General features: G+C 67.2%; 17 protein-coding genes. 1 reads left to right on the top strand and 16 read right to left on the bottom strand.

Features of this window, described 5'->3' with window-relative positions:
• Positions 1 to 590: 590 nt before the first annotated feature.
• Positions 591 to 1,433, bottom strand: a complete 843-nt coding sequence (locus A3ES_RS0119180) for a DegV family protein (RefSeq protein ID WP_026163008.1) — start codon at positions 1,431 to 1,433, stop codon at positions 591 to 593.
• A 52-nt stretch (positions 1,434 to 1,485) separates the two neighbouring features.
• Between A3ES_RS0119180 and A3ES_RS0119175 the strand changes: the two genes are divergently transcribed.
• Positions 1,486 to 1,992 carry a pyridoxamine 5'-phosphate oxidase family protein gene (locus tag A3ES_RS0119175; protein WP_020388460.1) on the top strand — a complete coding sequence of 169 codons (507 nt, stop codon included), beginning with the start codon at positions 1,486 to 1,488 and terminating at the stop codon, positions 1,990 to 1,992.
• Between the two features lie 688 nt (positions 1,993 to 2,680).
• On the opposite strand, the gene A3ES_RS0119170 is transcribed toward A3ES_RS0119175, so the two are convergent.
• The 15 genes from A3ES_RS0119170 to A3ES_RS0119100 form a co-directional block, all read right to left on the bottom strand.
• The gene (locus A3ES_RS0119170; RefSeq protein ID WP_026163007.1) at positions 2,681 to 5,242 is read right to left on the bottom strand and encodes an ATP-binding protein; all 2,562 of its coding nucleotides are present in this window, start codon (positions 5,240 to 5,242) and stop codon (positions 2,681 to 2,683) included.
• A gap of 124 nt (positions 5,243 to 5,366) precedes the next feature.
• A complete protein-coding gene (locus A3ES_RS0119165; protein WP_020388458.1) occupies positions 5,367 to 5,573 on the bottom strand; it encodes a hypothetical protein in 207 nt (68 codons plus the stop codon).
• A gap of 96 nt (positions 5,574 to 5,669) precedes the next feature.
• Positions 5,670 to 6,089 carry a YjbQ family protein gene (locus A3ES_RS0119160; protein WP_020388457.1) on the bottom strand — a complete coding sequence of 140 codons (420 nt, stop codon included), beginning with the start codon at positions 6,087 to 6,089 and terminating at the stop codon, positions 5,670 to 5,672.
• A gap of 12 nt (positions 6,090 to 6,101) precedes the next feature.
• Positions 6,102 to 8,621 carry a leucine--tRNA ligase gene (leuS, locus tag A3ES_RS0119155; RefSeq protein ID WP_051084750.1) on the bottom strand — a complete coding sequence of 840 codons (2,520 nt, stop codon included), beginning with the start codon at positions 8,619 to 8,621 and terminating at the stop codon, positions 6,102 to 6,104.
• Between the two features lie 150 nt (positions 8,622 to 8,771).
• Complete coding sequence (locus A3ES_RS0119150) at positions 8,772 to 9,929, bottom strand: Wadjet anti-phage system protein JetD domain-containing protein (protein WP_026163006.1); 1,158 nt, start codon at positions 9,927 to 9,929, stop codon at positions 8,772 to 8,774.
• 2 nt (positions 9,930 to 9,931) lie between these two features.
• Entirely contained in the window at positions 9,932 to 13,312 is a 3,381-nt protein-coding gene (locus A3ES_RS0119145) for an ATP-binding protein (protein ID WP_020388454.1), read from the bottom strand.
• A complete protein-coding gene (locus tag A3ES_RS0119140; protein ID WP_020388453.1) occupies positions 13,305 to 13,916 on the bottom strand; it encodes a DUF4194 domain-containing protein in 612 nt (203 codons plus the stop codon). The genes A3ES_RS0119145 and A3ES_RS0119140 overlap by 8 nt, the downstream gene beginning before the upstream one ends.
• The gene (locus A3ES_RS0119135; RefSeq protein WP_020388452.1) at positions 13,913 to 15,355 is read right to left on the bottom strand and encodes a DUF3375 domain-containing protein; all 1,443 of its coding nucleotides are present in this window, start codon (positions 15,353 to 15,355) and stop codon (positions 13,913 to 13,915) included. Before A3ES_RS0119135 ends, A3ES_RS0119140 begins: the two co-directional genes overlap by 4 nt.
• 107 nt (positions 15,356 to 15,462) lie before the next feature.
• Positions 15,463 to 16,323 carry a trypsin-like serine protease gene (locus A3ES_RS0119130; protein ID WP_020388451.1) on the bottom strand — a complete coding sequence of 287 codons (861 nt, stop codon included), beginning with the start codon at positions 16,321 to 16,323 and terminating at the stop codon, positions 15,463 to 15,465.
• 123 nt (positions 16,324 to 16,446) lie between these two features.
• Positions 16,447 to 17,343 (bottom strand): helix-turn-helix domain-containing protein, encoded by an 897-nt coding sequence (locus A3ES_RS0119125; protein ID WP_020388450.1) that lies wholly within the window; start codon positions 17,341 to 17,343, stop codon positions 16,447 to 16,449.
• Positions 17,340 to 18,107, bottom strand: a complete 768-nt coding sequence (locus A3ES_RS0119120; RefSeq protein WP_020388449.1) for a phytanoyl-CoA dioxygenase family protein — start codon at positions 18,105 to 18,107, stop codon at positions 17,340 to 17,342. The genes A3ES_RS0119125 and A3ES_RS0119120 overlap by 4 nt, the downstream gene beginning before the upstream one ends.
• A gap of 131 nt (positions 18,108 to 18,238) precedes the next feature.
• Positions 18,239 to 19,591, bottom strand: coding sequence for a CHRD domain-containing protein (locus A3ES_RS51320; RefSeq protein ID WP_157630606.1), 1,353 nt, complete (start codon positions 19,589 to 19,591; stop codon positions 18,239 to 18,241).
• An 81-nt stretch (positions 19,592 to 19,672) separates the two neighbouring features.
• Positions 19,673 to 21,448: a GMC family oxidoreductase N-terminal domain-containing protein gene (locus A3ES_RS0119110; protein ID WP_020388447.1), complete on the bottom strand. Its 1,776-nt coding sequence runs from the start codon at positions 21,446 to 21,448 to the stop codon at positions 19,673 to 19,675.
• Entirely contained in the window at positions 21,448 to 22,341 is an 894-nt protein-coding gene (locus tag A3ES_RS0119105) for a hypothetical protein (RefSeq protein ID WP_020388446.1), read from the bottom strand. The genes A3ES_RS0119110 and A3ES_RS0119105 overlap by 1 nt, the downstream gene beginning before the upstream one ends.
• A gap of 195 nt (positions 22,342 to 22,536) precedes the next feature.
• Positions 22,537 to 23,556, bottom strand: a complete 1,020-nt coding sequence (locus tag A3ES_RS0119100; protein WP_020388445.1) for an endonuclease/exonuclease/phosphatase family protein — start codon at positions 23,554 to 23,556, stop codon at positions 22,537 to 22,539.
• Positions 23,557 to 23,567 lie beyond the last annotated feature (11 nt).

Here is a 23,567-nt window from a genome sequence, read left to right as displayed (position 1 = left end):
GCAACGAGTTGCGAGCCTGGGGACAACCGGCTCAGTCACTCCGCGCGCCAACCCCTTGTGATCATTCGCCCCCTTTTCACCCGCGCGCCGAGCCATGGTGATCGCAGCGGCCGCCTGGAGGGGTAGAGCGCTCGTCCGACCCATCCGGCGTGGTTTGGCAAGAGGCGGGTGCAGTTGGGGAGGTTTTCGCGGGACCCGGGGCGGATCTTGCCCCCGGTCTGGGACATTTCCCTCCCCACCTGGCTGGTACTACAGGCGGAGTTCGTGATGTTCAGCGTGCGGTCGTCGGGTTGGGCCGGACCGCCGCCACTCACAAACCTCAACTGATCGCACCCGGCCAGGCGTGCACAGGCGTGCTCCCGAGGGGAAACAGGAGGTTTGTGAGTGGCGGAGGTCCGGGCCTGCCGCCCAACATCACCAACTCCGGCTGTAGCCCTCTAGGTGATCGGCTTTGGGAGCAGGGTGGGCGTCGTTTGGTTGGGTGCCTGGCCGGTGCACAAGGTGCTGGTGGTGGTCAAAAGGGGGCGAATGATCAGGTGCTGGTCGGTCGGTCGGCCTGGCGAGGACCGGGTGGCAGGCACGGCAGCCGGTCAGTAGGGCGCGATGACAACGGCCAGCATGCCGGGACCGACATGGGCTCCGATGACCGCGCCGACCTCGCGCAGCACGATCTCTTCCGCCTGGGGCAGGCGTTCGGCCAGGCCGTCCGCCAAGGTGTGCGCTTTGTCGAGGTTGGCCAAGTGGTGGACGGCGACCTGCACCGGACCGTCTCCCGCACGTTGCACGGCGATGTCGGCGAGGCGGGCGATCGCGCGGCTCGACGTACGGACCTTCTCCAGTGGCACGATCCGGCCACCGCTGATGGTGAGCAGCGGCTTGACGGCGAGCGCAGTACCGAGCAGTGCCTGGGCGGCACCGATTCGGCCGCCGCGCCGGAGATACTCCAGCGTGTCCACGTAGAAGTACGACGACACCGCCGCCATCCGCGCCCGAGCGGCCGCCTCGACGCCGGCCTGATCGGCGCCATCCAGAGCAGCCGCCGCGGCAGCGAGGACGGGAAAGCCCAACCCCATCCCCAACGACCGTGAATCGACCACCCGCACCGGGATCGGCGACTCCTTCGCCCCGATCATGGCGGCCTCGAACGTCCCCGACATGTCCCCGGACAGGTGGATCGACACGATCGACTCGACGCCGGCCTTGGCGCACTCGGCGTAGGTATCCGCGAAGGACTGCGGAGCCGGCCGACTTGTCGACACCGGGGTGAAGGTCTTCAACGCCTCCGCGACCGCATCCGAGCTGGTCGCGCCGTCGTCGTACGACGTCCCGCCGATCACCACCTGCAGCGGTACGACGGTCAGCGGGAGCCGGAGCACCTCGTGCGCCGACAGACCCGCAGTGGAGTCGGTGACGACGTGCACGCGGGCTGACATGCAGCGAGGTTACCGGACAGTTTTCGTCGGCGCCTGGTGTCAGACTCAGCCAATGAGGGAGTCCAGCGAAGAAGTCGAGGAACTGCAGCGGCTGCTCGAGGCGGCCTACGAGCGCTCCACGGAGCATCTGCACGCCATCATCACCGACGACCGCCGGCTGACCGCGGCCGAGCTGGTCCAGGTGCTGCAGGGGATGTGCACGCTCAATCTGGCGACCGTGACGGCGAAGGGTGAGCCGCGGATCAGCGCCGTCGACGGGCATTTCCTGCACGCGCGGTGGGTGTTCACGACGTCGGGTCAGGCGGCCAAGGCACGGCAACTGAAGGCCAGACCTGCGGCCAGCATCTCGTACGTCGACGGTGAGCGGATCGGCGTGTTCAGCCACGGCCAGGTGGAGTTCCTGACCACCGACCACCCGGATTTCGCCGAGATCGAGGGTCATCTGGTCGCGCACTACGGCAGTTCACCGTCGAGCTGGGCCGATGACATCGTCTACTGCCGCCTCCAGCCGCACTGGATGGTCGGCTACGCGTTCGACAAGCCTGCGCTGCTCAGCTGAGACGACTGAGACGCGGAAGCGCCTCGGCGAGGTGGAGGCCATCCCCTGTGTGGCCCTCCACCTCGCCGATAGAGCTGACTCCCCCTCGGTGTCAGCTCACTTGGCTTGGTACCGGCTGTGCGGTGAGCAGTCCCCTGTGATGCTCGCCGCGATCCCCCCGGGAGGTCCCAGCGGTCGACCCACCGGCGGGTGACCAAACCCGCCGGCTTTCCCGTGTCGACCGGACCGGCACTCGTCCCCTGTGTCGTGTGCCCTGGTCACTGCTGGGACCCCGCCCCGGGTCACGTGCCCTGACGGTGCACGGCCCCCGGTGTGAGGTAGGACAGCTCCACACGAAGCAGCACCCCGAAGATCTCGACAGTTGTCCGGCGCCCCCACCGTCCGACCGTCGGATGTACTCCGCGTCGCCTGCTCCGGATTCGAAGTGCTACCCGGCAGTCCGGTGCGCCATGGTTGCCTCGTCATGGTCACCGCCCCCATTCCCTGCCCGTATGGCTCGAATCCGGTCTCAGATCTCTGTCTTCGTGGAACCTGTCCTACGGCTGCAATTCTTGTTCCGGCAGACATGTCCGGACGAGGCAGAAGTACCGGCAGTTCCCCGGCAGCTTCCGCGAATCGGCGTAACGAAACAGGCCCCGGTACGTCGTCCGCCAGCGCCTCGACTGAGTCAGAAAGGGCAGGAGGTACGTCAGGACAGCGCAGCGAGTACGTCGTCCGCCAGCCGGCGGGCAGCCTCGGCCGGGTCAGGCAGCGGCCACCCCTCGGCCACCGGAGCGCTCGCGCAGGACTCCTGCAGCACCGCCCAGGCGGTCGGCAGCATCGGCGGGTCCATGGTCCGCTGCCAGGCCAGCAGCTGCCCACAGAGCTGGTCCGCCTGCTCGTGCTCCCCCAACGCGTGCAGCACAGCCACAGCCTCAGGCATGACGTCGAGCAGGTAGACGACGCGTCCCTCGACCAGCAACCGGCTCACCGCGTCCCGGATAGACGCCCTGGCCTGCTCCAGATCCCCCGTACGCCGGGCCAACCGGCTCCGGTACAGCATCACCAGATAGTCGAAGTACCCACGATGCCCACGGATGTCCGCGTCGGCCTCATCGAGCAGCGACTGAGCCAACTCGAAATGCCCAGCCTGGAACTCCACCATCGCCAGGCAGCCGGCCACCTTGGTCCGCTCCGGGTCGTCGGAGGCCTGACTGCCCCTGGCGAGCTCTGCCCAGCGGCGAGCCTGATCCAGGTTCCCCAGCTCCAGCTCGACCCTGCTGAGCGCCAAGTAGGCGATCTCATCCGGGTAGACGCCCGGGTTGACCAGTGCGGCCTCCCAGGCGAGCAGCAGCTCCTTCGCCTCCGGCAGCCGGCCCCAGCGCGCCAGGGCGAGCCCGCAGATCGCCTGCACCGTCGCAGACCGCTGCACGTCTCCATGCGACCGTGCGTCGGCCACTAGTGCCGGGATCTCCGCCAAGCTCTGTGTGTCCAGCAGTAGCGACCCGGACGACACCCAGCCGCCACGAGCCATCAGCCCCATCTCCGACGAGGGTGAGATCAGAGTCCGCGCCTCGCCGTAGTAGCGGCGGGCGGCCCGGACGTCGCCGGTCAGGTTGGACAGCCGGCCCGCGATGGCCAGCAGCCTGCCGCTGACCTCCTTGTCCTGGACGTTCTCAGCACACAAGCTCGCCCACTGGATCCCGCTCTCGGCCACGCTGGCCTGGTACTGCCACGCGATCCGGAAGCCGAGCACTATCGCCGCAGCGTCGTCCCATTGCTCCAGCGCCGCCGCCCGCTCCAGCGCCACCTCGAAGGTCGCCGAGTTGGCATTGGCCGCCCGGTAGCGCCGCTCGCGGTCCGGGCTCGACCAGGCGCCGTCCAGGCTCTCGACGTACTTCGAACACCAGGCGACAGTGTGATCCTTGAACTCGACCAGATCATCGCCCTGCGAGGACAGCCCCGCGTAGGCGTGCTCGCGGATCGTCTCCAGCATCTTGTAGCGGGCGCCGTACAGCTGCTCGAACTCCAGTACCGGCTGCAACAACGACTTGTCTACCAGCTCGGCCAGCAGCATCGGGACATCCAGCGGATCGATAGGCGCACCCGTGCACACGCCGACTACCGCGTCCAGCGTGAAGGGCGACCCCAGCATCGAAGCGCGGTACAGGAGCTGTCGCGCGGGGTCGGAGAGCGCATCGACGCTCCACGCGATCGTGTCTGCCAGCGTTCGCTGGTGCGGAGCCCCGAACCGCCGCGGCCCCGACAGCAGCCGGAACCGGTCGTCCAGAGCAGCCAGAATCGTCTCCACCGACAACGACCCGGCTCGCGCCGCCGCGAGCTCAAGCGCCAAAGGCAATCCATCAAGCCGCTGACAGAGCCGAGCCACAATCGCCGCGTTCTCAGTGGTCAGCGAGAAATCAGGCCGAACCCGCGCCGCCCGCCGGCAGAACATCTCCACGGCCGGCGAAGCCGCGATCTCGTCGAAATCCTTGTCATTGGACGGTACGCCGAGCACCTGCACCCGGCGTACGACCTCATCCGGCAGACCGAGCGGAATCCGCGACGTCACCAGTACGCCGATGCCCGGGAAGGTGCGGACCATCCGGTTGGCCACGGTCGCCACCCCGTCGAGCACGTGCTCGGCGTTGTCCTCGACGATCACCAGATCACCCGGCTTGCGCCCGGACAACACGTCGTCGAGGTCCGAGGTCCCAGGAGCCGTCCCGAAGGCATCAAGGATCGCCGACGGTACTGCGGCGTCGCGCTGCACCGTCGTGAGGTCGACGACCACCACCGTCGTATCCACCGACGAGACCCGATCGGCGGCGGCCAGGGCGAGCTCGGTCTTGCCGACGCCACCCGGCCCCACCAGCGTCACGAGCCGGTTCTGCCGAAGCAGCTTCTCGATCTCCGCCAACTCGACGTCGCGACCGACGAGGCCGTCCGGGATCGGCCTGGTTCCTCGCCAGCGCAGGCCCGTCGGAGCGGGGTCGGCGACAGCTATCACGGGCCGCACACTCGCGTGCCCGGCGGCGGCCAGGAATCGGCCGGCATCACCGTCGCGCAGTCCGAGGCCCTCGGCCAGCAGCCGGACGGAGTCCTTGCGCGGCCGGGCGACCCGGCCCGCTTCGAGCTCGCGGATGGTCCGCACGCTGAGCCTCGCCCGGTCGGCCAGCTCCTCCTGCGACAGCCCTGCCTGGACCCTCAAGTCAAGCAAGAGATCGGCAAAACCACGCCGTCCCTCAACTCGGCCATCCGCGTCCGACAAAGCCCGTCACCCCATTCAGAGCCTCACAGTCCCCCCACAACATAGCGTGACAGGGGTGTCGGGGCCGTATGCACCCAGTGACCACACTGCGGGACAGCGGAGCGACAAGCGATTGATTGCCGCGTCAGGCGCTGACGCGAATCGAATCTTTCTCAGTGACCGGGGCATAAAGAGACAGCACGCCGGACCATTCCTCGATCCGCGCGCGGGTGTCGGCGCGACCCGAATCCGCATTCAGCAGACTGCCGTCGCAAATACCTCTGGTCGCGCGGACCAGGAGCTCGGTACCGACCACGAGCCAGTGCTCACGCAGGTTCTCCAGGGCCGCCATGTGGAGTATTCAAGCGGAGACGTGTTTCGCATGCGTAACGCATTCGGCAACATCGCAATAAGTCGTCAATAAGCTGTCGCGTAATTGAAAAAACAGTTACCTCGGCAACCAAGAAAGGCGGACCTGCCGCTGCGGGTTGTCCACATTGGTGTCCACCAGGCAGATCGACTGCCAGGTGCCCAGGGTCATCCGGCCGCCGATCACCGGGATCGACGCGTACGGCGGGATCAGCGCGGGCAGCACGTGGTCGCGCCCGTGGCCCGGCGCACCGTGCCGGTGCTGCCAGCCGAAGTCGCGCGGCAGCAGTTGCTCGAGTACCGCGAGCAGGTCGGTGTCGCTGCCCGCCCCGGTCTCCAGGATCGCGATCCCGGCGGTCGCGTGCGGGACGAACACGTGCAGCAGTCCGTCTCCCCGGGCCTGATGGGCCCCAGCGGAGACGAACTGCTCGCACTTGCTCGTCAGGTCGAATACGACCTCGCGGCCGCCCGTTCCGACGTCGATCAGCTCTGAACGCATCCGTGCAGCGTCTCAGGCAGGGACGATGTTGACCAGCTTCGGCGCGCGGACGATGACCTTGCGGGTGCCCCGGCCGTCCAGAGCCTTCTGCACGGCCTCGGACGCCAGCGCCAGCTGCTCCAGCTCGGCGTCGGAGATGCCGGGTGACACCTCCAGCCGGTCCTTGACCTTGCCGGCGATCTGGACGATGGCGATGACCGAGTCCTGGACCAGCAGAGCCGGGTCGACCTTCGGCCAGCCGGCCTTGGCGACCGTGGGCTCGTGGCCCAGGTTCTCCCACATGTCCTCGGCCGTGTACGGCGCGACCAGGCTCAGCAGGATCGACACCGTCTCGACCGCCTCGCGGACGGCCGGGTCGGCCGCACCCGGGCCGGAGTCGATCGCCTTGCGGGTCGCGTTCACCAGCTCCATCACGCGCGCGATCATCACGTTGAACCGGTACGACTCGATCAGCTCGGTCGCGTCGGCCACCGTGCGGTGGGTCAGCTTGCGCAGCGCCAGATCACCGGTACTGAAGTCCACTCCGACCGGGGACTCGACCGACCCGCTCAGCCGCCAGGCCCGCTGCAGGAACTTCAGCGAGCCGCCCGGCGACATGTCGGCCCAGTCGATGTCGTCGTCCGGCGGACCGGCGAAGACCATCGTCAGCCGGACCGCGTCGACGCCGAAGGCATCCAGCTGGTCGCCCAGGTTCACACCGTTGCCCAGCGACTTGCTCATCGCCTTGCCCTCGTTGATCACCTGGCCCTGGTTCAGCAGCCGGGCGAAAGGCTCGGTGGCGTCCAGCATCCCCATGTCGTGCAGCGCCTTGACGAAGAAGCGCGCGTACAGCAGGTGCAGGACGGCGTGCTCCTTCCCACCGACGTACTGGTACGTCGGCATCCAGCGGCGCGCGGCCTCCGGGTCGAACGCGCCCTCGGTGTAGTCCGGCGACAGGTAGCGCAGGAAGTACCAGGACGAGTCGACGAAGGTGTCCATCGTGTCGGTGTCCCGCTCGGCGGGACCGCCACACTTCGGGCAGCTGACCTCGACCCAGTCGCGGGCCGACGCCAGGGGCGAGACACCCCGGGGAGCGAGAGCTTCGCCCCGCAGGTCGGGCAGCTCCACCGGCAGCTGGTCATCCGGGACCGGTACTTCGCCGCACGCGGCGCAGTGGATCATCGGGATCGGCGCACCCCAGTAGCGCTGCCGGCTCAGCAGCCAGTCGCGCAGCCGGAAGTTGATCGTCCGCTCACCCAGGCCTTTGTCCTGCAGCCAGTCGATGATCCGGGCCTTGGCCTCGGTGATCGGCAGCCCGTCCAGGCTGATCTCGTCGTTGGCGCTGTTGATCGCCGGCCCCTCGCCGGTGAACGCCTTGCCGTCGAAACCCGCCTCCGGCTGCACGGTCCGTACGATCGGCAGGCCGAACTTCTCCGCGAACTCCCAGTCCCGTGAGTCCTGCCCGGGCACGGCCATGATCGCGCCGGTGCCATAGTCGGACAGCACGTAGTCGGCGGCCCAGATCGGGATCCGCTCACCGGTCACCGGGTTGGTCGCATAGGACCCCAGGAAGACACCGGTCTTCTCCCGGTCGGTGCTCAGCCGCTCGATCTCGGTCGACGCCTTGACGGCCTTCAGGTACTCGTCGAAGGCCTCGCGCTGCTCCGGCGTGACCAGTTCCTCGGCCAGCTTGGCGTCCGGCGCGACCACCATGAAGGTGGCGCCGAACAGCGTGTCGGGACGAGTGGTGAAGACCTTGATCGGCTCGTCGCGGCCCTCCACCTCGAAGGAGGCGAAGGCGCCCTCGGAGCGGCCGATCCAGTTCCGCTGCTGCAGCAGGATCTCTTCCGGCCACTGCAGCTGGTCCATGTCGTCCAGCAGCCGCTGCGCGTAGGCCGTGGTCTTGAAGTACCACTGGGTCAGCTCGCGCTTGGTCACCTCGAAGCCACAGCGCTCACAGCGGCCCTGCACGACCTGCTCGTTGGCCAGCACCGTCTGGTCGTTCGGGCACCAGTTCACGTACGACGCCTTGCGGTAGGCCAGTCCGCGCTCGTAGAAGCGCAGGAACAGCCACTGCGTCCACCGGTAGTACTCCGGGTCGGACGTGTGCAGCCGGCGCGACCAGTCGAAGCTCAGCGCGTACCGCCGGATCGACTCCGCCTGGGTCTCGATGTTGGCGTACGTGTACGTCGCCGGGTGCTCGTTGCGCTTGATCGCCGCGTTCTCGGCGGGCAGCCCGAAGGAGTCCCAGCCGATCGGGTTCAGCACGTCGTACCCCTGCTGGAACCAGAACCGGGACAGCACGTCGTGCAGCGCGAACACCTCGCCGTGGCCCATGTGCAGGTCACCGGACGGGTAGGAGAACATCGTCAGCGCGTACCGGCGCTCCGCGGAGCCGTCGTCGCGCGCCTTGAACGGGTCGAGCTTCTCCCAGACCGGCCGCCACTTGGCCTGCATGACGTTGAAGTCGTAGCCGCCGCGGTCGATCGCGTCGTCCGCCTCGTGCTCCACCTGGTCGCTCACCGTCGTACTCCTGCGTTCTAGTGATGTCATGGGAACCCTGCCAGAAAGCTGCCCGCAAATGAAAAAGCCCCTCGCACAGGAGGGGACGCCGCACTGATCGGCGCTGTAGATGGCGCCTGGTTGCCAGTACGGCTAGATAAGGAGCAGGGTCACTCGCATGCGTCTCAGAATAGCGCACCTCTAACCGGGTCCGAGTGCAGCCTCCAGGGCCGCGAAACCGACCCGTTCCTGCTCTAGCCGGACAGCGGGACCGAACAGGTCTTCGACAAGATCGTGGTAGAGGGCTGTCTCCGCCTCGGTCAGCCGGGTCAGCGGCTCGCGCACCTGGACTGGCTCGTCCACCCACTGGCCCTCGTGCAACAGCAACGTCGCCCGGTCCATCAGCATCGACCTGGCCGCGGGGAAATACTCCCGCAGTCGATGCAGGATCCGGAAACCGTGCGTATCGATGTCGCCCCAGTAGATCAGCTCGCGCTCCCGCAACCACGACAGCGAGCGGAGAACCGAAACCGCATACCCGCTGCCCCAAAGGACGACCGCGTCACGCACGGCGGGAAAGGCCAGATAGGTGACCTCGTTCTCCACCACGTAGACGGTCGACACCGGCAACGGGTTCGCGGCCAGCTCCGACGTCCGCAGCGCCATCTCGGTGAAGCCCCGCGGCTCGCCGTCCAGATAGCGGATCCGCACGTATCCGGGCTTCCTGAGAAACCCGTACCGCGCGGTGAAGTCCGCCCGCGGCACCGAGATGTCGATCCTTCCGGCGGGCAACCGCAGATCGAGAAGGTCCGTCAGCACCGAACGGTTGGCCTCGATGAACTTGGTGTCCACGCCCGGTACGGCGATCTGCCGCAGGTAGACGTCCGAGGTGCGCTCCAGCCCGGCCACCCACGTCACCGTCGCGACCAGCCGCAACCAGCTGTCAGCCGACGACAGCACCTTCAGCGGGTGGTCCGCCATCCAGCCGAGCAGCACCGGTTCCAGCTCGCTGGTCCGCTCGAACAAGTCGACGAACCGCTCGACCTCCCGGACGACGCCGAGCACCCGCCACAACTTCTGTGGAGTATCGATCCACGCCTTGGCCGGCACCGCGTTCGTCCCCACCTTGCGCCCACCGAGCGGCCGGGACTCGACCCGCAGGTCGCCCTGAGCGGTCCACCTCGCTGCCCAGGCCTGCACCGCGGCAAGGTCGTCGCCCAGCTCGGTGACTGAGGGGCCTTTGATGGTGAGGGCGATCGGCTGCCAGCCCCGGCCGGTCACCAGCGCGGCCAGGTCGCCCCCTTTGAGCCACCGGTCGCGGAGCCGTTGGACGATTTCGGACGGCAGGGTCCAGGTCATCGTCACCCGGCCCGGGCTGCCCGGGAAGCCTGACGTTCGCGATACTCCTCGACCGTCAACGTCTGCAGCCTCGAGTACGCCCCATTCGGGTTGTCCACGAACCCCACGGCGGACACGAAGGGTTCGATCACATGGATCTTCTGCAACGGCGTGACGATCAGCAGCTGCAGACCAAGCCGCCGGAACAGCGACAGCGCGAACCGGGTCGACTCGTCCGACCCGCGTCCGAAGGCCTCGTCGATCACCACGAACCGGAACGTCTTCGACCGGCTCGCACCCCACTCGAGCTTGAACTGGTAGGCCAGTGACGCCGCGAGGATGGTGTACGCGAGCTTCTCCTTCTGCCCGCCGGACTTGCCGCCCGAGTCGGTGTAGTGCTCATGCTCGGTGTCATCTGTCCGCCACCTCTCTGACGCGGTGAACACGTACCACTGCCGTACATCGGTGACCCGTCTGGTCCAGGACCGATCGAGCTCGGTCTGCCCTTCCCGGCCACGGAAGCGTTCGATGATCCGCTTGACCTGCAGGAACTTCTGTTCGGAGTACTGGTCAGTGTCCTCACCTGGCAGCGAGTCGTCGGTGCAGGCCCTCAGGTCCCGGCGGAACTCGCGGATCTCCACGTTCGGGGTCGCGGTCGTCTCCAGCCGGATGTAGCGATCCGGGTTGTAGTCGATACTGACCAGCGACTCGTTGATGGTGGTGACGCGGGACCCGATCAGGTCGAGCTGCTTGTTGAGTTGTGACTGGAAGGTCGCGATGTCGCGGATCGTGTTGGTGTTCAGGTAGGCCTTGAAATCTTCCTCGAATCGGGGCAGGTCGTCGTCACGTAACCGATCATGCAGCCGCCGGTACTCCGCGGCAGCGTCGATCGAATCGTCCAGCTCAGTGGCGTCGACCGGATATCGCTGCCGGAACTCCCGCATCTTGCCGACTGCCCGGCCCGCCGCCTGGTGCTGCGCCCTGTCCTTGCCTTCCAAGGCCGTGGTCAGCACCCGCTGCAACTCAAGCTCGACCGCTCCGTAGCCGGCGGGTTCGACAGGCTCGGCTTCGATCCGTGCCGCCAGGGAGCTGAACATCTTCTGGGCATCGGCCAAGCCGTCGCCGGCCAGGACGACCCGCGCGGCTGTCAGTTGACGCTCGGTGTCCTCCAAGCTGCTCTCATCCTTACCGTTGTGCTTGATCAGCTCGTCCCGCCGCGTCGTGCTCGCCGCTAGCTGCACGTCCAGATCAGCCAGCCTTGCGGCGACCTCCGCGAGCTGCCCGGTCGAGCGCTCCAGCTCGGCCTTCTCGGCCTCGTACCCGGCGATCCGTTTCACCAGGCTCTGCCAGTCCAGGTCCGCCCAGTCCCCGAACTCCTCCAGCTTGCCCAGGGCACTCTTGCGGGCGTCAGCCTGTCGAAGGCGGTCATTCAGTTTCCGTTGCGTCTCCGCCGCCTGCTGCAACCTGGTCTGAATGCCTTGTGCCTGCGCCAGCAGGGTCTGGATCTTCAGCTCGTTGGTCCAGCCCAGAACGTACGACGTACGGTCGTCGATCCGGGTGCTGTCGTTCTTCTCGTGCCTGCCTCCGCGCGCCTTGATCTGTCCGGACCGGGTCACCGCAACGGCGGCTCGACGGAACTCTGACATGGTGTCGACGCAGTCGTGATCGGCCCGCTTGACCAGCTCGCGATCCAGCCAGTCGGAGAACGCCGACTCTTTGAGGTCGAGTTTGTCGAACAGTGGACGGGCCACATCAGGCCGTACCACGGTAGGCACCATTGCCTTCGGCACCCGGTAGTACACGATCCGGCCGTTCAGATGCCGCCCGTTGATCCAGTCCGACACCTCGGCGTAGTGGTCCTGTCCGACCAGGATCGAGGTGCCGAAGCCACGCAGTACCCGCTCGGCCGCGCCTTCCCATTCCGACTCCTCGGGCCGGACCTGGATCAGTTCACCGGCGAACGGCAGATCGGCCGTGTTCAGCCGCAAGTCGTCACACAACGCCTGACGGAGTTCGAGTGTGCGGCGCGGGATATTGCTCCGCTGCTTCCGCAAGCTGAGCAGCTCAGCGTTCAGTTCCTTGCCTTGGTCCTCGATCAGGACCCTCTCGACCGCGGTCTCGGTTAGCTGGTTCTGTACGTCGCCGGCCGAGATCTCGGCTGCGGCAAGCTCCTCCAGCACCTGCCGGCGGCGCCTCTCGAACTGCTCCGCGGCTTCTACGTCCTCCAGCTCCGTCTCGGCGAGCAGCTCGTTATAGCGCTGGAACTTCTGCTGCCGCGGCCCGACCGCCGAGGTCTCAGAGTCGATCAACCGCTCGAGCTCGCCGATCCGGTTACCGCCGTATCCGGCTCGTTCCAGCTCCAGCCGTCCCTTTTCGGTACTCAACTCGCGGAGTTCGCCGCGGATCCGGCTCAACTCTTCCTCGCGCTGCGCGATGTCGGCGCTCAGCCGCAGCCGCTGACTCTCCAGCAGATCCACCCTCCGGTCCGCGCAGAAGAACGGCAATGCCGTCCGCTCCGCCGTCAACGCGGCGATCTGTTCCGTCAGCCGGTCGTACACCGCGCAGTCGGAGAGCAACGGTTCCAGTTCGGCCAGTTGCGCTCTGGCCCGTACGACGGCGTCGTGCGCCCGGGTCAGATCGTCGAAATGCCCGACCAGCTTGTCGATCCAGGAGGCTGCGTCGAACGGCTCCAGCATGTGGGTGCGAACGAAGTCGTTCAGGTCGCCGACCGACTTCATCGAGACAGTCTGGTGGAACAGGTCCATAGCCTGCTCCGATTCGATCCCCATCCGTCGTCGGTATTCCCGGCCGTACTCCGGGAAGTGATCCTTGACCAACGCGCCGCGGGCCCGGAGTCGTTTGCGCAGCCCGGTCAGCTCGGGCCCGAAGTCGCTGAAATCCGTGCCGATGCTCAACCCGGTGTCCGCGACCACGAAGAAGCGCTCCGGCTGTCCCTGCCGCCCTGCCACCGTCCAGAACACCTGGGCCAGCGTGACTGTGCTGTCGAAGCCGGCGTTGTGGAAGACTCCGAGTACCACGGAGAACGAATCCTCCTTGCGCAGCCCGACCGGCCTCGACGTGCCGGTGGTCTCGCTCCGCTCGGACTTGTAGTAGCCGAGGACATACGAGCGGAGGCTGCGTTCGCGGGTCTCGGCGCCGGCCGCCTTGTTGTAGGCGATCCGGTTCGCGGGCAGCAGTAGCGTCGTGATCGCATCGACGACGGTCGACTTGCCGGATCCGATATCCCCGGTCAGCAGGGCGTTGCTGCCCCCCAGCCCGAATTCCCAGACCCGGCGATCGAAGGTTCCCCAGTTGCGCAATTCCAGCCGCTGCAGCCGGTAGCCGACCAGTTCCGCAGCCTCGGCATCGTGCAACTCAACCGCACTGAACAATCCCTCAGTCATCGGTACCCTCCACCGGGCCGGCAACCTCGTCTGCGTACCCGGCCAGCCGCTCGGAGAAGTCCGCCAGCCACTGGGCGTCGACGAAGGCCTTCAGGATCCTGCGGACCTCGAACTGGTTGTCCTCGCCGGGAAGCCGGCGCAGGAAGCCCAGCTCGATCACTTTGCCGATCTGGGTGTCGATCTGGTCGACCAGCCGGGCATCGTTGCTGTTGACCGGCAGGAAGACCCGGATCAACTCGACGATCTGGTCGCGGCTGAGGATCAGGCGGGTGTCGCTGTTGTCGGCGTCGAACTGCGCCAACCGCTTGCGCAGAAGAGCAAGTAGCAAGCTGACGGGGAACGAGAGCGAGCGCCGCGCGATCAACCGCGGCACGGCCTGCTCGTCGTCCTCCACCGGCCGGGACCGCAGGAAGGCATACCCCTCCGCTTCGTCGATGACGACGATCAAGCCCATTGTCGCGACATAGTCGGCCACCTGAGCGCGGAGCGGCAGCAGGTGGCTCCAGACCTTCTCGTGCTGATCTTGGTAGACGACCCCTTTGAGCAGGGTTGTCACCACCAATGGAAGATCGAGCTCCGACCGGGCGACCACGGGCTGGCTCACGACTCCTCCGTCCGGGCGAAGGTCACCCTCGGTAGACTCACGGTCCGTTCCTGTCCGGCTGGGTCGTGCCAGCCCAGTTCCTCCCGGACTTCCTCGTCGTAGACCACAGTGAAACCAGAGTCGCTGAGCGACAGATACGTGACGAGCTCAGCCAGTCCCTGCTCAATCGGACGCGTCTGCAGCAGTTCCGCCAGGCCAACCTGACGCCGGCCCCGCAGAGCACGCCGTACGCCGCCGCGCAGTGGTTCGGGATCGACGTACACCTGCTCGAAGAGAGCTGCCGCATCCAGCTCGGCAACCTCGTCGTCCACGTTGCTGCTGTCGACCTGCTGCTTGGCCTGCGGGGTGTAGAGCGGCCGTTCCATTGGCAGGTTCACGGTCGGCGCAACAGCGTCGACCTCTGCTCCGACCGCCATGGCCGGTTGCTCGCGCAGCCGCAGGGAAGTGGCCTCGATCCCCTTGACCAGGTCGAGAACACGCCGGTTCTCCAGGAACACCTGATCGTCCAGGAAGCGCCGCAACTGCTCCGACAACAGCCGCACCGTGGTCTGCGTGCGCTCCCCTGCATCGAGCCAGTCGTAGTGGATCTGCCGCATCCGGGGATCGACCTGCCCGACCGCTTCCAGGGCATGGACCCGCTGTAACAGTTCGCTGAACTCGGCCTGTCGCTGCGGGGACAGCAAAAAGTCGTAGAAGGCGTGGAAACTCTTGCCCTGATCGGAATCGGAGATGCCGTTGCGGCTGCCGAGCACGTCCTCGAGCAGCTCTCCCTTGGACCCGGTCCAGCCGGTGATCCGTTCGCGCAGCTCCCGGTCGAGGGTGCGGAAGTTGTTCTCCACCTCGCGAAAGTCCGCCAGCAGCTCGATCGCGGTCCGGGCGAACTGCTGATACCGATCCCGCTGGGCCGAGGTGTCCATCAGCTCCACCTGGCCGGAGCGCACCCGCTCGATCTCGCGATCCAGCGCGCCGCGCTGCCGCTCCAGCTCCACCAACCGCACGTCGGGGTCCGACTCGGCACCGAACACCAACTGGCGCAGCAGATCGAACATCGTGGTCAGTCTCGACTCGGTACCGACGAACGATCTGGTTTGCAGGGACTGCAGCCAGGCGAGTGCCTTCTCGACTGCTGTGGTGGCGTCGAAGTGTGGCTCGTCCGCACCCGGCGGGTAGTACTTGCGCAGCCAGCCGTAGTCCGGTGACGCCCACTCGTCGAGGTACTCCTTGGCGGGACGCGGGAAGGTCTCCTCCCCCAGCCGCCCGTTCAGTGAGTACAGCTCGTCGTCCAGGCGGGCCACCAGGTCGGCGGCCGCGATGCCACGGACATTGTCCTCGACGAACACTCGCCCGAGGAAGCCGATCACCAGGGGCGCGTTCTTCGCCCGCAACAGCCGCCAGGCCGCACTGGTCCGTCGAAGGGCTTCCACTTCGTCGTAGTCCACTCAGCCTCCCAATCCGCTTCGCACCGATGCTAGTGGGACGCACGGACAAAACCGCTCCTCCCCGCGCTCAGGCGCCGGGAGGAGCGGTCGTGAACGAACCGATCGACTCAGCCGAAGGTGACTCCGAAGGTCTTCAGCCAGTTCTGCACGACCGGGATGTCGATCCGCTGCAGGCCGTCCAGGTAGCGGCAGTTCGCGGTGTAGCCGTAGCTGGTCACCGTGACCACGTAGCCACCGTGGTACGTCGGGCCGCCGGAGTCACCGAAGCAGGTGCCGCCGGTACCCCGGTTGTCGTGCTCGTTGCCGTTCACCTGAAGGATCTGCGGGGTGAGCTTCTGGCCGGGCTCCTCAGCCAGGCGCCGGATCAGCGGGTAGGACATCGGAGTCGGCTTCTGCGGTCCGGAATCGGCCTTGCGGACCTCGGTGCCGTAGCCGACCGAGGTGAAGATCGTGCTGTTCAGCTTGGGCTGCTGGTAGGCGTTCAGGTAGTTCGCCGGCGCGATCTTGGCCGGCGCGATGGTCGTCACGGGGCGGTCGAGCACGATGACGCCGACGTCGTTCCAGTTGTCCAGGTCGGTGAAGTCGGAGTACGCCGGGTGGGAGTGCGCCGTACCGGACTTGTAGCCGGCCTTCTCGAGCTCGGCCTGGGTGTAACCGGCCGCCGGGTCGGCCGCGACCGGGAACGGCGACGGCGGCTGCTCGGCGATCACCGAGTCGAAGGTCACCAGCGTCTTGCCCTTGGTGCCGAGCGTGCAGTGCGCGGCGGTCACGAGGACGGTCGGCGAGACCAGGGTTGCCGTGCAGCGGAACCGTCCGTCGGGTTGGTAGAACAGGATCAGACCGACGTTCGGATGACGGTTGCCATCCGGTTCGCCACCGGTGATGGCGGTGGCCGACAGCAGTGGCAGGGTGGCGAGTCCCAGTGCCAGCGCGATGATGCCGATGATCCGGCCGAGTCGACTCCTCATATCTCCTCCAGAAATGGTGATGCGTCCCTGCATTTGACCAGCGCGGACCACCCTCGTCCACAGGCCGGACTACATTCAGTGATCGAGCTGACCGACAGTGACGACCCGGAAACGCCTCGCGTTCTAGACGAAGGAAGTCCCGCCGGTACGGCGGTACTCCCCCGGCGTACGGCCGTAGTGGCGCTTGAACGCAGTAGAGAACGGCCGTACGTCGGAGTACCCGCAAGCGTGGGCAACCTGGGTGACTGTGAATGCCGGGTCGAGTAGTAGCTGCGCGGCAAGCTCAAGCCGAAGGCGGCGCAGGGTGGACATCATCGAGGCGCCGACGACCTGCCTGAACAGCCGCTCCGCATGGCGCTCGGACAGGTGTACTGCGGCCGCAACCTCTCGCACGGTCACCGGGCGAGCCAGGTTGTCCAGCAGGTGCCGCTGCATCGCCTCCACCACCACTGGCCGGCGATCCCGTACTACGGGGGCGACTGACAAGTCCTCGTCGAGTGCGAACGCCCGTGCCGTGCCCAGCACCAGCGCAGCTCCTAGAGCAGCCGTCGCCTCGCCATAGCCGGATCGCAGCTCCGCAGCCTCGTCCGCCAGCGCAGTGATGACCGCAGGCAGCCCACCGAGCTCCCTCGACACCACTGGACCGTCAGAGCGCATCAACCCCGACCACCAGCCGGTACCGGAGACAGTCGACACAGCGCGGAAGGTGAAGCCCCAGAACGCGATCCCCAGCGGCGCCGACCGGCTCGACTCGATCTCATGCACGTCACCCGGCCGGGCCAGGAACACATCGCCCGCATTGACCTCGTACGTCGTGGTACCGGAGTTGAAGCGGCCCTCGCCCGAGTAGGCCAGGCAGACCTCATGGAAGGAGTGACTGTGCCAGTAGTTCCGCCAGTACTCCGGCCGGTAGTGCCCCCAGCTCACGAAGTCAGCCCGGAAGCCCCCGACCTCGCAGGACTCCAGAAGCCCCGCGAGGTCGACGAACCGCCCCGCCGTCCCAACAGCTGCCAGGCTCAAACCGAACCTCTGCCGGTCGGGTCGATGCCTCGCAGGATCATGCCCTGGCCGAGGGAGTGTTCGTGGGTCTTGACGGTCGGCGGGTCGGACGGGTCGCGGTACTGGACGAGCCAGGTCGTGCGGGCCTCGCTGCTGACGTTGACGCCGGAGCCGTGCACGGTCAGATAGGTGAAGAACAGCACGTCTCCGGCCTCGGCCGGCTGCGGGACGGCGTCCTCGAACGGTACGTCGGGCAGGTGGAACGAGCCCTCCGCATCGTGTTCCCGCGGCCCGGCCAGGTGGCTGCCCGGGATCACCCGGACGCAGCCCTTCTCCACAGGAGCGTCGTCGAAGTGGAAGATCGCGGCCCCGACCCGGTGGTACGTGTGCGGGAAGAACGGATAGTCCTGGTGCAGCGGGAACGGCGAACCGTTCTCCGGCGGCTTCACGAACAGCTTGGTGTGGTGCAGCTGGACGTCCTCCACCCCCATCACTGCGGCAGCCACATCGGTGAAGCGAGGGTCCACCAGCAGCTTCGAGAAGACCGCGTCGTAGAACTGCGCGTCGTGCAGGTGCTGGAGCCGCGTCTTCGCGTCCGACATCCCCATCGCGGACTGCCAAGTGGGGTCGTCATCGCGGTTCAGCCGGGCCAGCAACGCATGGCCGGCCTCCCGGCACGCCGCCGCTTCTTCCTTGCTGAGCAGGCCTTTCACCAGTACGAAGCCCTGCTCGGCGTACTGCGTCGCCAGCGCCGCCAGATCCGCTCGGCTCTGCGTGATCGTCATCTCGGATCCCTCCTGATCGGTTACCCCCGAGCCTACGAACGAAGGCGCCCAGGCAGCAGGATCTGCCCGGACGCCGATGTTCGCAAGACAGACACGCTGTGTTGGATTCTTTCCCCACCCCACCGCCCCGGTCAGCCAAGGAACAGACAGTCCGCCTGGTACGGAACCATCGCGATGGCGTCCTTCTCGGGGTCGCAACTACCGGCCGGGGCAACCCCGCCGACGGTGTTCAGCCGCAGGATCTGGGTGGTGTCGGCCAGGATGCCGCTCCGCCCGCCGATCTGCTGGGCGTCGAGCAGCAACTCCGGGATGTTGCCCTGACCGTTCGCCGACTTGCTGACCAGCTTGCCGGTGACCGCAGTACCGTCCGGCGCGATCCACTGCGGCGGGCCGTCGACCGGCTTCGAGAACGAGTGCAGGATGCCTTCCCGCAGTACTGCGGCCACGCCGAACTGACCGAACGCGAACCCACCACCGGGCTGGGCGACGCACTGGTAGATCTGCGACCCACCAACGACGGCTGCTTGCAACGCACGCGGCTGTCCGTGGGTGTTCTTCGCGAGCTGCCCCCGCACGGCGCCACCGCTGAACTCGGCGGTGTGCAGGTTGGTGTAGAACGCGGCCGGCTCCTTCGCGAGGCGTCCGGCCAGTTCGGCGCCGACCGTCGCAGTACCGGCGACACCGGTCACCGAAGCCGGCAGCCCGTCCGCGTCAGCGAAGAGATCAGCCACGACCGCGCCGTTGACACCCTTGGCGCCCGCGTGGATGTGGCCGTTGGTCGGCGCACCGATCCTGCTCCAGACAGCGGCATATGAGAGCTTGTCACCGCTTGCCTTCAGCAACCACTCGGCGTGGCCGTCCTGGTCACCGGACGGCTTCGGGCCAGGCACCTCTTGCTTGCCATCGGCAACCGCCTGCAGGTTCGCCGCAGCGCTGCCGTTCAGTACTCCGTTGAGATCCACCGAGCGGCTCAACGCTTGGGTCTGACCGCGAACGGCACCGCCGGGGAACTCAGCCGTGTGCAGGTTCAGGTAGAACCCGGCCGGGTTCGCACGGATCGAGTCGAGCAGTGCCTTGTCAGGCACCTTCACGCTGCCCGTCACGGCCGACACTCCGGCCGGGATGTCCGAGCCGAGGAAGTCGATCTTCACGCCACCGTTCGTGCCCGCCGCGCCCTGATGGATGTGGAACGCCTTCGGAGCGGTGATGTTCTGCCAGCGGACGGCGTACGAGACCTGGTCGCCCTTGATCCGGACGACTGCAGTCGCCCGTCCGTCCGGGTCGTTGACGGCCGGACCACCCGCGACCGGTACTTCGTTGCGCCCGCTCAGCCCAGCGGCGAAGTACACCGCCGACGCCTTGCTGTCAGTCACCTGGGCGGGCTGTATGGAGTGACCGTCATGGGCGAAAGCGACACCGGCGACAATCGTCGACGCCGCCACACCCGTGACGACAGCTGGCAGGACAAACTGGCGAACAGACATCGGGAAAGCCTTTCGTAGTTGGTCTTCGGTGCCCTCGACCAACAGCACGCAGGAATTCCGCCATCGGTTCAGATCAATTTTCTACAGCCCCAGCTGGCCCAGCCGGACGCTGATCCGCGGGTCGGTCGACACCACCGGCGTCTCCTTGCGGACCCACGGGTCGCCGTCGAAGTACGTCTGGAAGATCTTCTCCGCGGTCCGGGTCGCCAGCGCCTGGCTGGTCAGCGTCGGGTTCGGTCCGCCGAGGCCGTTCGACAGCGCCGAGTTGTCGGCGATGAACAGCCGCTTGACCGCTCGCGTCTCGCCGCGGGGGTCGAGCACCGAGTTGTGCTCGGACTCCCCCATCCGCATCGACGACTGGACGTGCAGGATGAGCGGCGCCCAGTCGATCCGGTAGACCTTCTTCGCGCCCGCGCCCCGCAGCAGTTCGGCCGCCTTGCGCGCCATGAACTCGCGGTTGTTCAGCGTCCGCTTGGTCCGCTTCCGCTGCTGGAAGGTGACCTTCGGGATCGGCCCGTTCTCATCGGCCGGCAGCGCCGACGTGGTGACCCGGTTCTGGGCCTCGACATCGTCATCGGTGATCACCAGCACGGTGAGCAGCTTGTCGATCCCACCGGCCAGCAGTTCCTTGAGCTCCGGTCCCATCAGCCGCCCGGCCGGCCCGTCCCATGGCCCGGTCTGACCGCGGCCGTTCCTGTACTGACCACGGATCCCACTGTCCGACAGCGTCCCGGCGAAGGCGTTCAACGCCGGCGGCAGCCCGACGTTCTCCAGTCCCCCGTACGGCGGGTAGTCCAGCCGCGCGCTCGACCCGACGCCCTTGGGATTGCCGGTGTAGTCGTCGAACGACCCGATCATCCAGTCGAAGAAGTGATCGGTGTAGCCGCGCCCGACCCAGCCGTTCGGATTCGGCAGCCCGCTGTTGAACCAGAGCCGCGGATTCTCCGTGCACCCACCGGACATGACCACGACCCGAGCATCCTCGCGATGCTCGTCACCCGACACGTTGTCCCGCCACGTCACCCCGGACGCGGTCAGCACTCCGTGCCGCGACTCCGTATGCACCCTGGTCACATAGGCGTCGGCGATCAACTCCACCGGCTTGCCGCCACGGGCCCAGACCTCGGCCGTCACCGCCATCGGCACATAACTGTTGTCCGTCGAGCGCTTCGCGAACTGGTTGCGCGGGGCACCATTCGGTCGCATGCACCCCTGGAAGCAGTAACCACAGAAGGTGCAGCCGGTCGCCTGCGGGTAGTTCAGCAGGTTCTTGTCCGACGTCTTGCCCGCCGTGCCACCCGGCTGCAGGATCGCGTTCTCCTGCGGCCGGTACGACGGTCCGCGGGTCGTCTTCGTGGTCTGCACGGGCAGGTTCATCGTCTCCGCACCGCGGAAGAACAGCTGCTCCTTGTGCCCCATCGCGGCCGTCTGGACGGGCATGATCGCCTCGACCCATTCGAAGTACGGGACCATTTCCGAATAGGTGAACGGGAACCGGTGGTTCACGTCGTACTCGTTGCGGTCGGCGCCGTCGTACCCCTTGAAGACGCCCGGGTACGCGCGCGGGTAGTTGCCGTAGAAGTGCTGGGTGGTGCCGCCGACGCCGGACAACTGCCAGACGAACGAGTTCTGCGGCCACTCCCTGTACCAGGCCGGCTTGGACCGGTCGGTCGGGCCGAGCCGGAAGTACCCGGTGAGCGGGTTGTTGGCGTCGTCCTCGAAGGTCGTCCACTCCTCCCGCGGCTTCGCGTGCCGCGGTCCGGCCTCGAGCAGGAGAACGTCGAGGCCCTTCGCTGCCAGCTCCTTGGCGACCACCGGTCCACCACCGCCGGCTCCGATCACGATCACGTCGCGCATCAGTCGTGCACCTCCGTACGCCCTTGGTAGTAGCCGATGAAGTCGTCCCAGCCTTCGACGGGCCCGTCCGGCTGGTAGCCGGTGAGGGTCCAGCCGACCGGCCGCTTACGCAACTGCTTCGTCTTCGGGTCGAACACGGCGAATTCGCCGTACGCGCCGAAGGTGGCGAACTCGATCAGGGCGCCGCCGACGAACTTGAGCAGCCCGGACACCGAAGCCTTCAACGGCTCGGGGAACTGCACGTCCAGCAACGCGACCAGGTCCGAGTCGGTCTTCTCGATCAGCTCGAACGCCTTGGCCTTCTCGGCGTAGGTGAGCCGCGCGAACGGCGACAGATGCGGGCCGTTCACCGCGGCCGGGTTCACCTGGGTCGCCATCAGGTTCAGCAGACCGGCGATCGGGAACGACAGCGGCAGCGTCTCGTCACTCTGCAACAGCGCGGCGAACGCCTGGTCCAGCGTGCGCAGCTCAGCAGGCAGTACTTCGAGGCCCGGCAGGCTGATGCCCGTGTCGGCCAGTCCCGTCACGAGGGCGGCACTGATCGGCTGGGCGAGAGCATCGGGGAACGGGACGAAGTGTTCCAGCGCGTTGATCATGAAGTCGGTCGCGCCGGCCTCCATCGCACCGGGAGTGCGGCTGCTCGCGCGCTGGGTGCGGGAGTACTGGTCCGGACCGGGCAAGGCGAACGCGGTCAGACCGTTCAGAGTGTCGCGGGCGAGGGCCGCGAGGACTGGGCGGACCAGGTCCACCGCGGGCGGGAGGAGCGGGTTCGTCGCGGCATCGGCGGGATTGAGCAGGCTGCGGGTCAGCAGCCCACCACCTCCCAGCGCCGCACCGAGGACACCGATCCGGGCCAGGAAGGCCCTCCGGGCAAGAGGTACTGCAGCGGGCATTCGGGGGTCCTTCGCAAGGAGACGGGGCCGACGCCGGCATCCCACAGGGAAGGAACCTCCGGCACCACTGGTCTTACAACGACCAGCGGTACCGGGAGGTCACTCGTCGGTTTCCACCGGTACTGCGATCGGCCGCGGCCAGGCCCAGAGCACGAACAGGGCAGCGAAGACGAGCATCGCGATGCCTGACCGCCGTCAGATCCGGATCTCGGCGACCACTGGCAGATGATCGCTGCCGGTGGACGTCATCACCCACGCCTTGGTGGGGGTGACGCCGCGGACCATGATGTGGTCGATCCGGGCCATCGGGAACTTGGCCGGCCAGGTGAAGCCGAAGCCGTGACCGGCGGCGCCCTGGGCCGAGCGGAGCCCGGCGGTCAGCGGGGCGAGGCTGCGATCGTTCGCCGTACCGTTGAAGTCGCCCATCACGATCACGCCGGCCACCTTCTCCTGGGCGATCTGCTGACCCAGCTGTTTGATCGTGTCGTTGCGCTGGCCCGAGGTGAAGCCGCTGGTGCCGACCCGGACCGAGGCCAGGTGTGCGACGTAGACGGCGACCTTGCCCTCGGGGGTGGCCACCTCGGCCCGCAAGGCCCGGGTCCAGGCGAAGCCGACGTCGATCGCCTCGCTCTCCTCGACCGGGTACTTCGACCACAAAGCGACGGTGCCGCGCGCGACCACATGCGGATAGGTCTTGGCGAACTGGGCCTTGTAGATCTTCAGGTCAGCCGCAGTGATCTCCTCCAGCGCGATGACGTCCGCGTCGGCGCCGAGCAGTTCCGACGCGGTCCGCTTCGGATCCTTGTTGGCCGCGTCCACGTTGTGCGACAGCACACGCAGGTCGTACTGCCCGCCGCCCTTGCCCGGGACCATCAGGTTCCCGAACATCAGGCCCCAGATCACGGTCGGGATCAGCAGAGCCACCCCGGCGCTGGCCGACCGCCGGACGATCGCCGCGACGGCGAGGATCGGGATCACGACGCCGACCCAGGGCAGGAAGGTGTCCAGCAGGCTGCCGAGGTTGCCGATCGAGTTCGGCACGTGGCGGTGGAACACCAACGGCACGGCCGTCAGGATCGCCAGCACCGCGATGACCCAGCCGCGACGCCACTTGCCGCCACGGCGTTCCCGCCGGGCAGCGGCACGCCCGGTACTCGGCTTGCGTCGGCCGGCACCCGGCTTGCGGCGGCTGGGAAGAGTCTGGCGGTCGGACATGAACCGATTCT

It is taken from the genome of Kribbella catacumbae DSM 19601 (assembly GCF_000372465.1).
GTDB lineage: Bacteria > Actinomycetota > Actinomycetes > Propionibacteriales > Kribbellaceae > Kribbella > Kribbella catacumbae.
Note: the sequence above shows the minus strand (reverse complement) of the source record. Positions and strands in the feature narration are given on the sequence as shown.

Coding starts and splice junctions, on each gene's coding strand:
- A3ES_RS51320 (WP_157630606.1), bottom strand. CDS start 19,591: ATGTCTGTTCGCCAGTTTGTCCTGCCAGCTGTCGTCACGGGTGTGGCG.
- A3ES_RS0119110 (WP_020388447.1), bottom strand. CDS start 21,448: ATGCGCGACGTGATCGTGATCGGAGCCGGCGGTGGTGGACCGGTGGTC.
- A3ES_RS0119100 (WP_020388445.1), bottom strand. CDS start 23,556: ATGTCCGACCGCCAGACTCTTCCCAGCCGCCGCAAGCCGGGTGCCGGC.
- A3ES_RS0119175 (WP_020388460.1), top strand. CDS start 1,486: ATGAGGGAGTCCAGCGAAGAAGTCGAGGAACTGCAGCGGCTGCTCGAG.
- A3ES_RS0119150 (WP_026163006.1), bottom strand. CDS start 9,929: ATGACCTGGACCCTGCCGTCCGAAATCGTCCAACGGCTCCGCGACCGG.
- A3ES_RS0119160 (WP_020388457.1), bottom strand. CDS start 6,089: ATGCGTTCAGAGCTGATCGACGTCGGAACGGGCGGCCGCGAGGTCGTA.
- A3ES_RS0119105 (WP_020388446.1), bottom strand. CDS start 22,341: ATGCCCGCTGCAGTACCTCTTGCCCGGAGGGCCTTCCTGGCCCGGATC.
- A3ES_RS0119165 (WP_020388458.1), bottom strand. CDS start 5,573: ATGGCGGCCCTGGAGAACCTGCGTGAGCACTGGCTCGTGGTCGGTACC.
- A3ES_RS0119145 (WP_020388454.1), bottom strand. CDS start 13,312: ATGACTGAGGGATTGTTCAGTGCGGTTGAGTTGCACGATGCCGAGGCT.
- A3ES_RS0119130 (WP_020388451.1), bottom strand. CDS start 16,323: ATGAGGAGTCGACTCGGCCGGATCATCGGCATCATCGCGCTGGCACTG.
- leuS (WP_051084750.1), bottom strand. CDS start 8,621: ATGACATCACTAGAACGCAGGAGTACGACGGTGAGCGACCAGGTGGAG.
- A3ES_RS0119120 (WP_020388449.1), bottom strand. CDS start 18,107: ATGACGATCACGCAGAGCCGAGCGGATCTGGCGGCGCTGGCGACGCAG.
- A3ES_RS0119180 (WP_026163008.1), bottom strand. CDS start 1,433: ATGTCAGCCCGCGTGCACGTCGTCACCGACTCCACTGCGGGTCTGTCG.